General features: G+C 64.4%; 8 protein-coding genes. 5 read left to right on the forward strand and 3 right to left on the reverse strand.

The genetic code is table 11. The annotated features are described in order from the left end of the window. The first annotated feature begins 44 nt into the window (after positions 1 to 44). Complete coding sequence (mutS, locus tag EB230_RS00925) at positions 45 to 2732, forward strand: DNA mismatch repair protein MutS (protein WP_246738972.1); 2688 nt, start codon at positions 45 to 47, stop codon at positions 2730 to 2732. Here the strand turns inward: mutS and EB230_RS00930 are convergent, their stop codons facing one another. The 3 genes from EB230_RS00930 to EB230_RS00940 all read right to left on the reverse strand — a co-directional run bounded on the left by EB230_RS00930 (position 2733) and on the right by EB230_RS00940 (position 6624). Next, entirely contained in the window at positions 2733 to 3578 is an 846-nt protein-coding gene (locus EB230_RS00930) for an aldo/keto reductase (protein WP_172371073.1), read from the reverse strand. Between the two features lie 93 nt (positions 3579 to 3671). Beyond that, positions 3672 to 4064, reverse strand: coding sequence for a DUF305 domain-containing protein (locus tag EB230_RS00935; RefSeq protein ID WP_140769913.1), 393 nt, complete (start codon positions 4062 to 4064; stop codon positions 3672 to 3674). A 43-nt stretch (positions 4065 to 4107) separates the two neighbouring features. Beyond that, positions 4108 to 6624 (reverse strand): heavy metal translocating P-type ATPase, encoded by a 2517-nt coding sequence (locus EB230_RS00940; protein WP_172371074.1) that lies wholly within the window; start codon positions 6622 to 6624, stop codon positions 4108 to 4110. A gap of 194 nt (positions 6625 to 6818) precedes the next feature. Here EB230_RS00940 and EB230_RS00945 point away from each other — a divergent pair, with 194 nt between their 5' ends. From EB230_RS00945 to murJ, 4 genes are all read left to right on the forward strand, one after another. Continuing rightward, complete coding sequence (locus EB230_RS00945; RefSeq protein ID WP_172371075.1) at positions 6819 to 7622, forward strand: glycosyltransferase family 25 protein; 804 nt, start codon at positions 6819 to 6821, stop codon at positions 7620 to 7622. A gap of 374 nt (positions 7623 to 7996) precedes the next feature. Further along, positions 7997 to 8800, forward strand: coding sequence for a glycosyltransferase family 25 protein (locus tag EB230_RS00950; protein WP_172371076.1), 804 nt, complete (start codon positions 7997 to 7999; stop codon positions 8798 to 8800). A 205-nt stretch (positions 8801 to 9005) separates the two neighbouring features. Further along, the gene (locus EB230_RS00955) at positions 9006 to 11807 is read left to right on the forward strand and encodes a [protein-PII] uridylyltransferase (RefSeq protein ID WP_172371077.1); all 2802 of its coding nucleotides are present in this window, start codon (positions 9006 to 9008) and stop codon (positions 11805 to 11807) included. Positions 11808 to 11979: 172 nt separating this feature from the next. Further along, the gene (gene murJ, locus EB230_RS00960; RefSeq protein WP_172371078.1) at positions 11980 to 13578 is read left to right on the forward strand and encodes a murein biosynthesis integral membrane protein MurJ; all 1599 of its coding nucleotides are present in this window, start codon (positions 11980 to 11982) and stop codon (positions 13576 to 13578) included. The last annotated feature ends 16 nt before the right edge of the window (positions 13579 to 13594 follow it).

Raw genomic sequence — 13594 nt, forward strand, 5'->3', positions numbered from 1 at the left:
CCATGAACATGCACAGCCCGAACGAGCCCGACGCCCCCGAGGTGATGACGCCGCCACAGCCCGGCACGGCCGCGGTGACGCCGATGATGGAGCAGTTCATCGAGATCAAGGCGGCGAACCCGGATTCTCTGCTGTTCTACCGCATGGGCGATTTCTACGAGCTGTTCTTCGACGATGCCGAAAAGGCGAGCCGCGCGCTGGGCATCGTGCTGACCAAGCGCGGCAAGCACCAGGGCCACGACATCCCGATGTGCGGCGTGCCGGTGCATGCGGCCGACGATTATCTGCAGAAGCTGATCGGCCAGGGGTTCCGCGTCGCCGTCTGCGAACAGATCGAGGATCCGGCAGAGGCGAAGAAGCGCGGCTCCAAATCCGTGGTGCGCCGCGACGTGGTGCGGCTGGTGACGCCGGGCACCATCACCGAGGACAAATTGCTGGCGCCGTCGGAATCAAGCTTCCTGATGGCGCTGGGGCGGGTGAAGGGCGGGGCGGACCATTCGTTTGCGCTGGCCTGGATCGACATCTCGACGGGCGCCTTCCGCGTCGCCGAGACCACCGCCGACCGCCTGCTCGCCGACATATTCCGTGTCGATCCGCGCGAGCTGATCATTGCCGAACCGGTGTTTTATGATCCGGAGCTGAAGCCTGTGTTCGACGTGCTTGGCCGCGTCGCCAACCCGCAACCGCCGTCGCTGTTCGATTCGGCCTCCGCCACCGGGCGCATCGCTCGTTTCTTCGAGGTGGCGACACCCGACAGCTTCGGCACGTTTTCGCGGGCCGAACTGTCGGCGATCTCGGGCGCCATCGCCTATGTCGAGAAGACGCAGAAGGCCGAGCGCCCGCCGCTGTCGCGCCCTGAGCGCGAAGAGCAGGGCTCGACCCTGTTCATCGATCCGGCGACACGCGGCAATCTCGAACTCCTGCGCACGCTGTCCGGCAGCCGCGAAGGCTCGCTGTTCAAGGCGATCGACCGCACGGTAACCGGCGGCGGCGCAAGGCTGCTTGCCGACCGGCTGATGGCGCCGCTGACCGACCCGGCGGCGATCGGCGCACGGCTGGACTCGGTGTCGTTCTTCCGCACCGAAACACGGCTTTGCCAAGCGGTGCGGGCGAGCCTGAAAAGCGTCGCCGACATGCCGCGCGCTTTGTCCAGGCTGGCGCTCAACCGCGGCGGCCCGCGCGACCTCGGCGCGTTGCGCGCCGGCTTCGAAGCGGCGGGCGCCATCGCCGAGATCTTTGCCGCGATAACCCTGCCCCCGGAATTGGCGGACGCACTTGCCGCCATTCATGCGTTGCCCAAGCCGCTTGCACAGCACCTGACGCAAGCGCTTGGCGACGAACTGCCGCTGCTCAAGCGCGATGGCGGCTTCGTTCGCGGGGGCTACCACCCGGAACTCGACGAGATGCGCGCGCTGCGCGACGAGTCGCGAAAGGTGATCGCGGCGTTGGAACGTTCGCTGATCGAGGAGACCGGCATCCGTTCGCTGAAGATCCGGCACAACAACGTACTGGGTTACTATATCGAGGTGACCGCCAACCACCACGCGGTCATGACCGGCAGCGATGGCGCCAAGGCGCGCTTCATTCACCGCCAGACCATGGCCAACGCCATGCGCTTCACCACGACCGAGCTTGCCGAACTCGAGACCAAGATCGCCAACGCCGCCGACCGGGCGCTGAGCATCGAACTGGCCGCCTTCGATGCGCTGACGGCGGAAGCGGTCGGCGAGGCCGAGGCGATCCGCGCCGGCGCCGATGCGCTTGCCGTGCTCGACGTGTCGGCGGCACTCGCGCTGCTTTCGGAAAGCGAGGCGTGGTGCCGACCGGTGGTGGATTCCAGCCTCGCCTTCGAGATCTCCGGCGGCCGGCATCCGGTGGTCGAACAGGCGCTGCGCCGTTCCGGCGAGGGACCGTTCGTCGCCAATGATTGCGATCTCTCGCCGGAGGGAAGCGCCAAGAACGGCGCGATCTGGCTGCTGACCGGCCCGAACATGGGCGGTAAATCGACGTTCCTGCGGCAAAACGCGCTGATCGCGATCCTGGCGCAGACCGGGTCATTCGTGCCGGCGGCATCGGCCCATATCGGTGTCGTCGACCGGCTGTTCTCGCGCGTCGGCGCTTCGGACGACCTGGCGCGCGGCCGTTCGACCTTCATGGTCGAGATGGTCGAGACGGCGGCCATCCTCAACCAGGCCGGCGAGCGAGCGCTGGTGATCCTCGATGAGATCGGCCGCGGCACCGCCACTTTCGACGGCCTGTCGATCGCCTGGGCGGCGGTGGAGTATCTGCATGAGAAGAACCGCTGCAGGGCGATCTTCGCTACCCATTTCCACGAGATGACGTCGCTGGCCGGCAAGCTGGCGCGGCTGCACAACGTCACCATGCGGGTCAAGGAATGGGAAGGCGACGTCGTCTTCCTGCACGAGGTCGGCAAGGGTGCGGCCGACCGTTCCTACGGCGTGCAGGTAGCACGGCTGGCCGGCCTGCCGGAGGCGGTGGTGGATCGGGCGAAGGAAGTCCTGCACCAGCTGGAGGAAGGCGAGGTTTCCGGCAAGACCAACCGGCTGGTCGATGACTTGCCGCTGTTTTCCGTGGCGATGAAGCGGGAGGCGCCGAAGCCGGTGAAGAGCGACGCGCTTGGCGCGGCCCTCGGCGAGATCAATCCCGACGAGATGACGCCGAGGGAAGCGCTGGAAGCGCTGTACCGGCTGAAGGGGCTGGCCGGGAAGTAGTCAGATCATCTCCAGCCCGCGCTTGCGGGTGGGCGGGGGGAAGGCGCGGTCGAGATCGGCGAGGTCTTCGCTCGTAAGGGCGATGTCGAGCGCGGCAAAATTCTGGCGGACGTGCTCCTGGCTGCTGGCCTTGGGGATGGCGACGACGCCGTCCTGATGCATCACCCAGGCCAGGGCGATTTGAGCGGCGGTCGCATTGTGGCGGGCGGCGACGGCTTCGAGCCTGGCATTGCGCGCCAGCGCGCCCTGCTCGACCGGCGAATAGGCCATCAAGGGAATGCCGCGCTTGCGGCTCCAGGGCGCCAGATCGAACTCAAGCCCGCGCCGGACCAGATTGTAAAGCACCTGGTTGGTCTGGACGTTGCCGCCGTCGGGCAAGCCGGCGAGCTCCTCCATGTCCTCGGTGTCGAAATTGCTGACGCCCCAATGGCGGATCTTGCCGGCCTTCTTCAAGGCTTCGAAGGCCTCGACCGTCTCCGCCAAAGGCACGCTGCCCGGCCAATGCAAGAGATAGAGGTCAATGCGGTCGGTGCGCAGGCGCTTCAGGCTGTTCTCGCAGGCGCGCTGCACGCCCGCGCGCGAAGCGTTCGACGGTAGAACTTTTGAAACCAGGAAGGTCTCGGCGCGGCGCCCGGCAATGGCCTCGGCGACCACTTCCTCGGCGCCGCCGCTGGCATACATTTCGGCGGTATCGATCAGCTTGACGCCGAGATCGAGGCCAAGCTTGAGAGCATCGACTTCCGTGGAGCGCCGGCGGGAATCCTCGCCCATCTTCCAAGTGCCCTGGCCGAGAACGGGTATGGCCTCGCCAGACGGCAACGCGGTGGTTCTGACGCTCGACGGCATGGCAGGCTCCAGCTGAGGCCCGATCGCATCACAGGCCGGACAAGAAATCCAGAGCGTTCTCGCCGCGGCCCACGTTCCGATGCCTCGAAAGCTCTATTTCACCGGATGGGCGGCAAGCCAGTCCTGCATCTGCTTGATCTCGGCTTCCTGGGCGGCGATGACGCCTTCGGCGAGCTTGCGGATCTCCGGGTCCTTGCCGTTGGCGAGCTCGACCTTGGCCATGTCGATAGCGCCCTGATGATGCGGGATCATGCCGCGGACGAAATCGACGTCGGCATTGCCGGTATACTGCGATGCCATCATGTCGGCATGCATCTTGTCCATCGCCGCCTTGTAGCCTTCGGTCGAAGGGCTGGTCGCGTCCGTCGACATGCCGGCCATGTCGTGTTTCATCTCTTCGCTCTGCGCCGGAACGCTTTCGAGGAAGACGGCGAGCAGCATTCCGGCCGCCATCAGCAAAAGCACGAGTTTCTTGGCCAAGGTCATTCATGATCTCCTGTTGGTTGGGTTTTGTATTTGGGGGCTTGGATCAGAGTTTCAACGTGCGCAGCCGCAATGCGTTTGCGATGACCGAGACCGAGGACAGGCTCATCGCCGCCGCCGCCAGCATCGGCGACAAAAGCATGCCGGTGAGCGGATAGAGCACGCCGGCGGCCACCGGCACGCCAAGGACATTGTAGAGGAAGGCGAAGAACAGGTTCTGCCGGATGTTGCCGATCGTCGCCTGGGCCAGCGTTCGAGCCCGAACAATGCCGTTAAGGTCGCCCTTGACCAGGGTGATGCCGGCGCTTTCGACCGCGACATCGGCGCCGGTGCCCATGGCGATGCCGACATCGGCGGCGGCCAGGGCCGGTGCGTCGTTGACGCCATCGCCGGCCATGGCGACACCGGCGCCCCTGCGGCGCAGTTCGTCGACCAGAGCCGCCTTCTGCTCCGGCAGCAGCCCGGCACGAACCTCGTCAATGCCGAGACTCCCGGCGATGGCCCTGGCCGTGCGCTCGTTGTCGCCCGTCGCCATGATTATCCTCAGGCCGCTGTCATGCAGGGCCTTGATCGCTTCGGCGGTGGTTGCCTTGATAGGATCGGCGACGGCGACGATGCCGGCCAGCGTCTTGCCGGCAGCAACAAACATCACCGTCTTGCCTTCAGCCTGCAGCGTCTCCGTCCTGGCAGCGATGGAGGCGATGTCGATACCAAGATCGGCCATCATCGCCGCATTGCCGAGCGCGACTTTCTGTCCCGAGACGGTGCCAAGAACACCCTTGCCGGTGACCGCCTCGAAATCGCTGGCCTCTGCGATCCTGAGGTCACGGGAGCCGGCGCCCTCGACGATTGCCTCGGCAAGCGGGTGCTCCGAGCCTTTTTCCAGGGCGGCGGCAAGCGCCAGCAGTTCATTCTCAACCATGCCCCCGGCTGCGACAACATCGGTCAGTTTCGGCCGGCCTTCGGTCAGCGTGCCGGTCTTGTCGACGATCAGGGTGTCGACGGAGGCGAAGCGCTCGAGCGCGGCGGCTTCCTTGATCAGCACGCCGGCATGCGCCCCGCGCCCGGTGGCGGTCATGATCGACATCGGCGTGGCGAGGCCGAGCGCACAGGGACAGGCAATGATCAGCACCGAGACCGCCGAGACGACGGCGAAGATCAGACTTGGCTGGGGGCCGAAGACCGCCCAGGCCATGAATGCCACGATGGCGACCAGGACGACCGCCGGGACAAAGTAGAAGGAAACGCGATCGGCAAGGCCCTGGATCGGCGCGCGCGAACGCTGTGCCTTGGCGACGAGTTCGACGATGCGCGCCAGCGTGGTCTCGGCGCCGATCCGCTCGGCGCGCATGATCAGCGAGCCGTTCCTGTTGAGCGTGCCGCCGGTGAGCGCGTCACCCTCGGCCTTTTCGACCGGCAACGGTTCGCCCGTGATCATCGATTCGTCTGTGGCGGAGCGCCCTTCAATCACGGTGCCGTCGACCGGCACGGCATCGCCGGGCCGGATGCGCAGGCGGTCTCCAGCCTGAACGCTGTCCAGCGGCACATCGGTCTCGGAACCGTCTTCGGCGATGCGCCGCGCGGTCTTTGGCGCCAGATCGAGCAAGGCGCGGATCGCCGATCCGGTCTTTTCGCGGGCGCGCAGTTCCAGCACCTGGCCGAGGAAGACCAGCGCGACGATGACGGCGGCAGCTTCGAAATAGACCGGCACCGCGCCGCCATGGCCGCGGAACTGGTGCGGAAAGATGTCCGGGAAAAGCGTGGCGACGACGCTGTAGAGATAGGCAGCACCGACGCCGAGCGAGATCAGCGTCCACATGTTCGGACTGCGGTTGAGGATCGACTCCCAGCCGCGATGAAAGAAGGGAAAGGCGGCCCAAAGCACCACCGGGCTTGCCAACACCAACTCCAGCCAGGTTTTTGTCCGATCGCTGACGATGTTTTCGAAGCTCAGGCCGACCATCGGCGCCATGGCGACGATCAGAAGCGGGATCGACAAAGCAGCACTGACCCAGAACCGCCTGGTGAAGTCGACCAGTTCGGGATTTGGCCCTTCATCGCCTGTTGGTACGCCCATCGGCTCAAGTGCCATGCCGCAGATCGGGCAGGAGCCGGGCTTGTCGCGGACGATTTCCGGATGCATCGGGCACGTGTATTGCGTGCCTTTGGGTGCCGGCACCGGCGCCGGCCTGTCGCCGAGATAGGTTTGCGGTGCCGCCTCGAATTTCGCCTTGCAGCCGGCGGAACAGAAATAGAAGCCCTGGCCTTCATGGCGCACGAAATGCTTCGCCGCCGAGCGGTCGACCCTCATGCCGCAGACCGGGTCGGTGGCCGTCATGTATTTTTCCGGCTCGGCCTGGAATTTCGTGCGGCAACCTTCGCTGCAGAAATGATAGAGGCGGCCGCCATGCTCCGATGTCGGCTTGGCGGCGCCCGGATCCACGGTCATGCCGCAGACCGGATCGCGCAGAACGGCCGCATCGGCACCCTTGGGCGTGCAACAGCTGCCGTGCGCGCCATGTGAATGGTGATCGCCGCGATGGTCATGGTCTGAATGCGTCATTCCAGGAATGCCTCTATCCTCTGCCTGTTTGCGGAGGTAGTGCTTCCAGTAACTGGAAGGTCAAGGGCTGTTTTGATTTTTCGTGCTTCCCAGATCCAGCACGGGCTGTTCGCCCCGAAAAAGCCCAGATTCCGTAGCGCAGCCTGCTAATATATAAGCCGATCCCTCCAACGCGATGCCGATCCCGTCAAGACATGAAGTGTCTGGTCATCAATCTTGATCGGTCTCCTGACCGCCTTGCCCATATTACGGCGGAGTTTGCCCGCATCGGCATCGCCTTCGAGCGTATCGTCGCGATCGACGCGCGTGACCATCCCGACCTGATGCTGCAGCCGCAGCATGCGATGTATTCCATCCGGCGCCTGTCCCACAGCGAGATCGCCTGCATGCACAGCCATCGCGCCTGCTGGGCCATCATCGCACAGGACGATGCTCCTTATGGCGCCGTCTTCGAGGACGACGTCGTGTTTTCCGCGAAAGCCGGCGCCCTGCTTGCCGACGTGAGCTGGATCCCGGCCGATGCCGATGCCGTCAAGCTCGAAACATTCTTCATCAAAACCATGACCCAAAGGAAAAGAACCGCCGTCGGCCACGGCTTTTCCTTGGTCAGGCTCCGCAGGAACCACGTCGGAACCGCCGGCTACATCCTGTCGAGGCAAATGGCGCGCGACCTCCTCGATGCTTCCGCACAGGCCAGCGCGGCGGCCGATGATCTCGTCTTCAATCCGGCGTTCCCCACGTCGGGCGAAAAGGCGATCTACCAGCTTGTTCCCGCGCTTTGCGCACAGGATCAGTTCGTCGGCGACAGACTGCCAAGTTTGCTTGTCGAGGAACGCGATGCGGCATGGGACGCAAGCGGGCTGACCATCAAACGCAGAAGACCGGTCACCGAGAAAATGAGGAGGGAGACCAGACGCGTCGTCGAATGGATCATTGATTACTGCCGAATGCGGCGATACACGGTCGTTCCCTTCGACCCACCCGAAGCAGACCGATAGACTTGTTTCCAGGCTCAGGCATCCTGATACACAGATCGGACAAAACCTGCATAGATATCCGTGAAAGCTAGTTTATCTCGCACTTGCGGCCGGCAACTCGTCAAACTCATCGCGGAAAACTTGGTCTCCGTCTCGTATTTCGCCTTGCCGTGAGCGGCCCTGAATAGAAAATTCACCGCACTTCCTGTCGCATCTACTCTGCCAGTAATCCTGGGAAGATCGGCTGGGTTTAAATCTTGGCTTTCTGATCTGGCGTAAGATATCCCCAGAAAAGATCAACAAATCACGACGTCATCTGTGCTAGAGGACTCCCGCTGGACGGCTGTTCCGGTTTCGTGAAAGCAAAAGTTTCGTAGAAAAGTCGCTGGTGGAACATGAGGTGCCTGGTCATCAATCTCGATCGGTCCCCCGAGCGGCTTGCCCACATGACAGCGGAGTTTGCCCGCATCGGGACCGCCTTCGAGCGGGTGGTGGCAATTGACGGCTGCCAGCATCCGTATCTGGGGCTGCAACCACAGCATGCGCTGCACGCAGTACAACGCCTTTCCGGCAGCGAGGTTGCTTGCCTGCACAGCCATCGCGCCTGCTGGGCCATCATCGTTCAAGGCGACGCGCCCTACGGCGCCGTGTTCGAGGACGACGTGGTGTTCTCGGCGAAGGCCGGTGCGCTGCTGGCCGATGCGAACTGGGTTCCGGCCGATGCCGACATCGTCAAGCTGGAGACAACCTTCCACACGACCGTGATCCAGAGAGAACGGTTTTCCGTGGGCCACGGCTTTTCCATGTTCAGACTGCGCAAGAACCACATAGGAGCCGGAGGCTACCTGCTCTCCAGAGAAGCGGCCCGCGACCTTCTCCTGGCAACCGAGGAGGTCAACGTGGCAGTGGACAATCTCATTTTTGATCCCGCATTCGCAACATCGACCGGCAAGACGATCTACCAGCTCGTTCCAGCCCTGTGCACGCAGGAGCAGTTCGTTGGCGCCAAATTGCCCAGTCTGCTTGCGCCGGAACGGGACGCCGCGTGGGTCGCCAGCGGGCTTGCCAACAAGCGCAGGAAGCCGCTCACGGCGCGAATCAGGAGAGAGGTCCGGCGGACCGCGCGGTGGATTGCCGACTTCTGCAGGTTCCGGCGGCAGATTGTCGTCCCTCTCGGCGCGATCGAGGCAGCGGACTAGCGGCTCATCGATTCACGGAAACGCCGGACCGCTCCATCTCTGTGCTTTGACCCAACTCCAAGGGAAGGCGCTACGCGCTTTTCCCGGTTCTACGCTTTTCCCGGAATTGCTTCGGCCCGCTTGCCGGGCTGCGCGCCGGCCCCATACCCAGCGCCGCGAAAACGCGCTATAGACGCCGCCCAAAAGGCAAGGCCGACCGGTACCTATGGCGAAAATCTCCCTGAAGCTCGATGAACTGATCGACGGCGAAGCCTTGCGCCGCGAGATGACCGCGCTGACGGACGCCACGGCCGGCGACGGTTCCGGGCAGGCCGCCCGCGCCGGTGTGCTCCAGCTTCTCAAGGCCCGGCTCGCCGAAGGCCGAAAGATCGCCGAGGCCATGCTGAGGCAAGATGGCGGCGGCAACGCCTGCGCCGAGCGGCTGTCGCATCTGATGGATGAGCTGATCCGGGCGCTCTACGATTTCGCGGCGACGCATGTCTACCGGGTGAAGAACCGCTCCGTGGCCGAACGCATGGCCGTTGTCGCCGTCGGCGGCTATGGCCGCGGCACGCTGGCGCCGGGATCGGACATCGACCTCCTGTTCCTGCTGCCCTACAAGCAGACGCCGTGGGGCGAACAGACCGTCGAATACATGCTCTACATGCTGTGGGACCTGGGCTTGAAAGTCGGCCACGCCACCCGCAACATCGACGAGTGCCTCAGGCTGTCGCGCACCGACATCACCATCCGCACCTCGATCCTGGAAGCGCGCTTCCTGTGGGGCGAACGCAAGCTCTATGACGAGCTGATGCTGCGCTTCGACCACGAGGTGGTGCGAACGACCGGCCCGGAATATGTGCAGGCCAAGCTTGCCGAACGCGACGAGCGCCACGCCAAGGCCGGCGAAAGCCGCTACCTGGTCGAGCCCAACGTGAAGGACGGCAAGGGCGGCCTGCGCGACCTGCAGACGCTGTTCTGGATCGGCAAGTACTTCTACCGGGTACGCACCGGCGAGGAACTGGTCGAAAAAGGCGTCTTCACCGAGGCCGAGTACCGGGAGTTCCAGAAGGCCGAGGACTTTCTGTGGGCGGTGCGCTGCCACATGCATTTCCTCACCGGCAAGGCCGAGGAGCGGCTGCATTTCGACATCCAGCGCGAGATCGCCGAGCGGCTGGGCTACACCACCCATCCCGGCCTGTCGGCGGTCGAACGCTTCATGAAGCACTACTTCCTGGTGGCCAAGGATGTCGGCGACCTGACGCGCATCTTCTGCGCCGCGCTAGAGGAGGAGCAGGCCAAGCATGTGCCGGGGTTCAACCGCATCTTCCTGACCTTCCAGCGCCGCAAGCGCAAGCTCGCCGGCACGTCGGACTTCATCGTCGACAACCACCGCATCAACATCGCCGATGATCAGGTGTTCGAACGCGACCCGGTCAATCTGCTGAGACTGTTCTGGTTCGCCGACAAGCACGGGCTGGAGTTCCACCCCGATGCGCTGAAGTTGCTTACCCGCTCGCTCGGCCTGGTCAACAAGTCGCTGCGGCGCGACGAGGAAGCCAACCGGCTGTTTCTCGACATATTGACCTCGGACCGCAACGCCGAGCTCAATCTGCGGCGCATGAACGAGGCCGGGCTGCTGGGCCGGTTGATCCCCGATTTCGGCAAGATTGTCGCCATGATGCAGTTCTCGATGTACCACCACTACACGGTGGACGAGCACCTGATCCGCTGCATCGGCGTGCTGGCCGAGATCGAGCGCGGCGACGGCGAGAAGATCCATCCGCTATCGCACTCGCTGATGCCGGGCCTGAAGAAGAGCCGCGAGGCGCTCTATGTCGCCGTACTGCTGCATGACATCGCCAAGGGCAGGCCGGAAGATCATTCCGAGGCCGGCGCCCGGATAGCGCGGCGCATCTGTCCGCATATGGGGCTGTCGGCGGCGGATACGGAAACGGTCGCCTGGCTTGTCGAGAACCACCTCGTTATGTCGATGACGGCGCAGACCCGCGATCTCAACGATCGCAAGACCATTGAGGATTTTGCCTCGATCGTGCAATCGGTCGAGCGGCTGAAACTGCTTTTGATCCTCACTGTCTGCGACATCAGGGGCGTCGGCCCCGGTGTGTGGAACGGCTGGAAGGGCCAGTTGCTGCGCACGCTCTATTACGAGACCGAACTGCTCCTGACCGGCGGCTTTTCGGAGGTGTCGCGGGCACAGCGCACCGCCGCGGCGCGCGAACGCCTGGCCGAGGCGCTTGCCGACTGGCCCGACAAGGCCCGCAAGCGCTATGTTGGGCTGCATTATGAAAACTACCTGCTGACCGTGGATCTGCCGGACCAGCTTCGCCACGCCGTATTCATCCGCGAGGCGGACGCGGCCGGCAACAAGCTCGCCACCATGGTCAAGACCCACCAGTTCGAGGCGGTGACCGAAATCACCGTGCTGGCGCAGGACCATCCCCGCCTTCTCTCGGTCATTGCCGGGGCATGCGCCGGCGCCGGCGGCAACATTGTCGACGCGCAGATCTTCACCACCTCGGACGGCCGCGCCCTGGACACGATCCTGATCTCGCGGGAATTCGACCGCGATGAGGACGAGCGGCGGCGCGCCGAGCGCGTCGGACGGCTGATCGAGGACGTGCTGTCGGGCAAGAGCTGGCTGCCGGAGATGATCGAGAAGCGCACCAAGCCAAGGCGCGGGTCCAAGGTGTTCAAGATCCCACCGCGCGCCGAGATCCGCAACACGCTGTCGAACCGCTTTTCCGTCATCGAGGTCGAGGGGCTCGACCGCCCGGGGCTACTGTCGGAGATCACCGGGACGCTGTCCGACCTGTCGCTCGATATCGCATCGGCGCACATCACAACCTTCGGAGAGAAGGTCATCGACACCTTCTATGTCACCGACCTTACCGGCCAGAAGATCGACAGCCCGGCCCGCATCGCCACCATCCGCAACCGGCTGATGGCGACGCTCGAAGGCATCGCACCCGAACGCGGCGGCAAGGCCAAGGCGGCCGCCGAGTGACTGCCATCCCCACCTTGTCCCAATCCCTGGAGCTGTTCACCGTTTCACGAAAACGGCGAACCGCTCTAACTCTTTGTTTTAACACAGTTCCCAAGGGCAATGCGCTATGCGCTTTGCCCGGGAAAACCGCTCACACTTTTCCTGGAATTGCTCCAAGGCAGTCTTCAAACGCATGAGCCTCGTCAAGAAATTCGCTACCGTTGCTTCCGGCACGCTGATGAGCCGCGCGCTCGGTTTTGGCCGCGAGATGCTGATGGCCGCGGCACTCGGCACCGGGCCGGTCGCCGACGCCTTCAACGCCGCTTTCCAGTTTCCCAACACCTTTCGCCGGCTGTTCGCGGAAGGCGCGTTCAACGCCGCCTTCGTGCCGCTGTTCGCCAAGGAGATCGAGACGCACGGCACCGACGGCGCCAAGCGTTTTTCCGAGGAAGTGTTCGGCGTCCTGTTCTCGGCGCTGCTGGTGCTGACCATCGCCATGGAACTGGCCATGCCACTGATCGTACGCTACCTGGTGGCGCCGGGCTTCGCCGACACCCCGGGCAAGTTCGAGACGACCGTCCGGCTCGCGACGATCATGTTCCCCTACCTGATCTGCATGTCGCTCGCGGCCATGATGGCGGGCATGCTGAATTCCCTGCGCCGCTATTTCGCCGCGGCGATCGCGCCCGCTTTCCTCAACATCATCCTGATCAGCGTGCTTGGCTACGCCTGGTATCATGGGCTGGATGCACATGCTGTCGGGTTCAGCCTGTCTTGGGGCGTTCTGGCGGCGGGCATCGTGCAACTCGCCATTGTCTGGGTGGCGGTGCGCAATGCCGGCATCTCGATCGGCTTCCGCCGGCCGAAGATGACGCCGAACGTAAAACGCCTCCTTATCCTGGCGCTGCCGGCGGCGATCACCGGCGGCATCACCCAGATCAACCAGTTGATCGGCACCGCGATCGCCTCGGCGCAGGACAGCGCCGTCTCCTCGCTCGCCTACGCCGACCGCGTCTATCAGCTGCCGCTCGGTGTCGTCGGGGTCGCGGTGGCAATCGTGCTTCTGCCGGAACTGTCGCGGGCGCTGAAGTCAGGCAATCTCATCGAGGCCGCCAACCTGCAGAACCGTTCCGTCGAGTTCACCTTGTTCATGACCTTGCCGGCGGCCGCCGCACTCTGGGTGATGTCGGAGCCGATCGTGCGGCTGGTCTACGAGCGCGGCGCCTTTGCCGCCAACCATTCGACGCCGACGGTGGCGGCGATCCTGGCGATCTTCGGCCTGGGCCTGCCGGCCTTTGTGCTGATCAAGGCCTTCACCCCGGGCTATTTCGCCCGCGAGGACACGCGCACGCCGATGATCTTCGCCGCGATCTCGGTGGCGGTGAACGTCGCCACCGCGCTGACGCTGTTTCCCAGGATGGGCGCACCCGGCATTGCGGTCGCCTCGGCCGTGGCCGGCTGGGTCAACGCGCTGATGCTGCTTGCCGTGCTGATCCGACGCGGCCACTGGGGCCGCGACGTGCCGCTGCTGAAGCGCATTCCCCGGCTGGTTCTGTCGGCGGCGGTGATGGCGGTGGCGCTGTATTTCGCCGAGCATTGGCTTGCCGTCAGGCTCGGCCCCGGCTCGCCGCTGGTCGTCAAGGCGACGACGCTGCTGACGCTGGTGGCCGGCGGCGCGCTGCTCTACTTCGTCACTGCCTTTGCCACCGGCGGCGCCGATTTCGGCATGATCCGGCGCAACGTCAAGCGCAAGGGACCACCGGCGCCCAAGGAACAGTCTCCGGATCCGTGAGCCCAAGACATTCTCA

Origin of the sequence: Mesorhizobium sp. NZP2234, assembly GCF_013170765.1 — a bacterium.
GTDB lineage: Bacteria > Pseudomonadota > Alphaproteobacteria > Rhizobiales > Rhizobiaceae > Mesorhizobium > Mesorhizobium loti_D.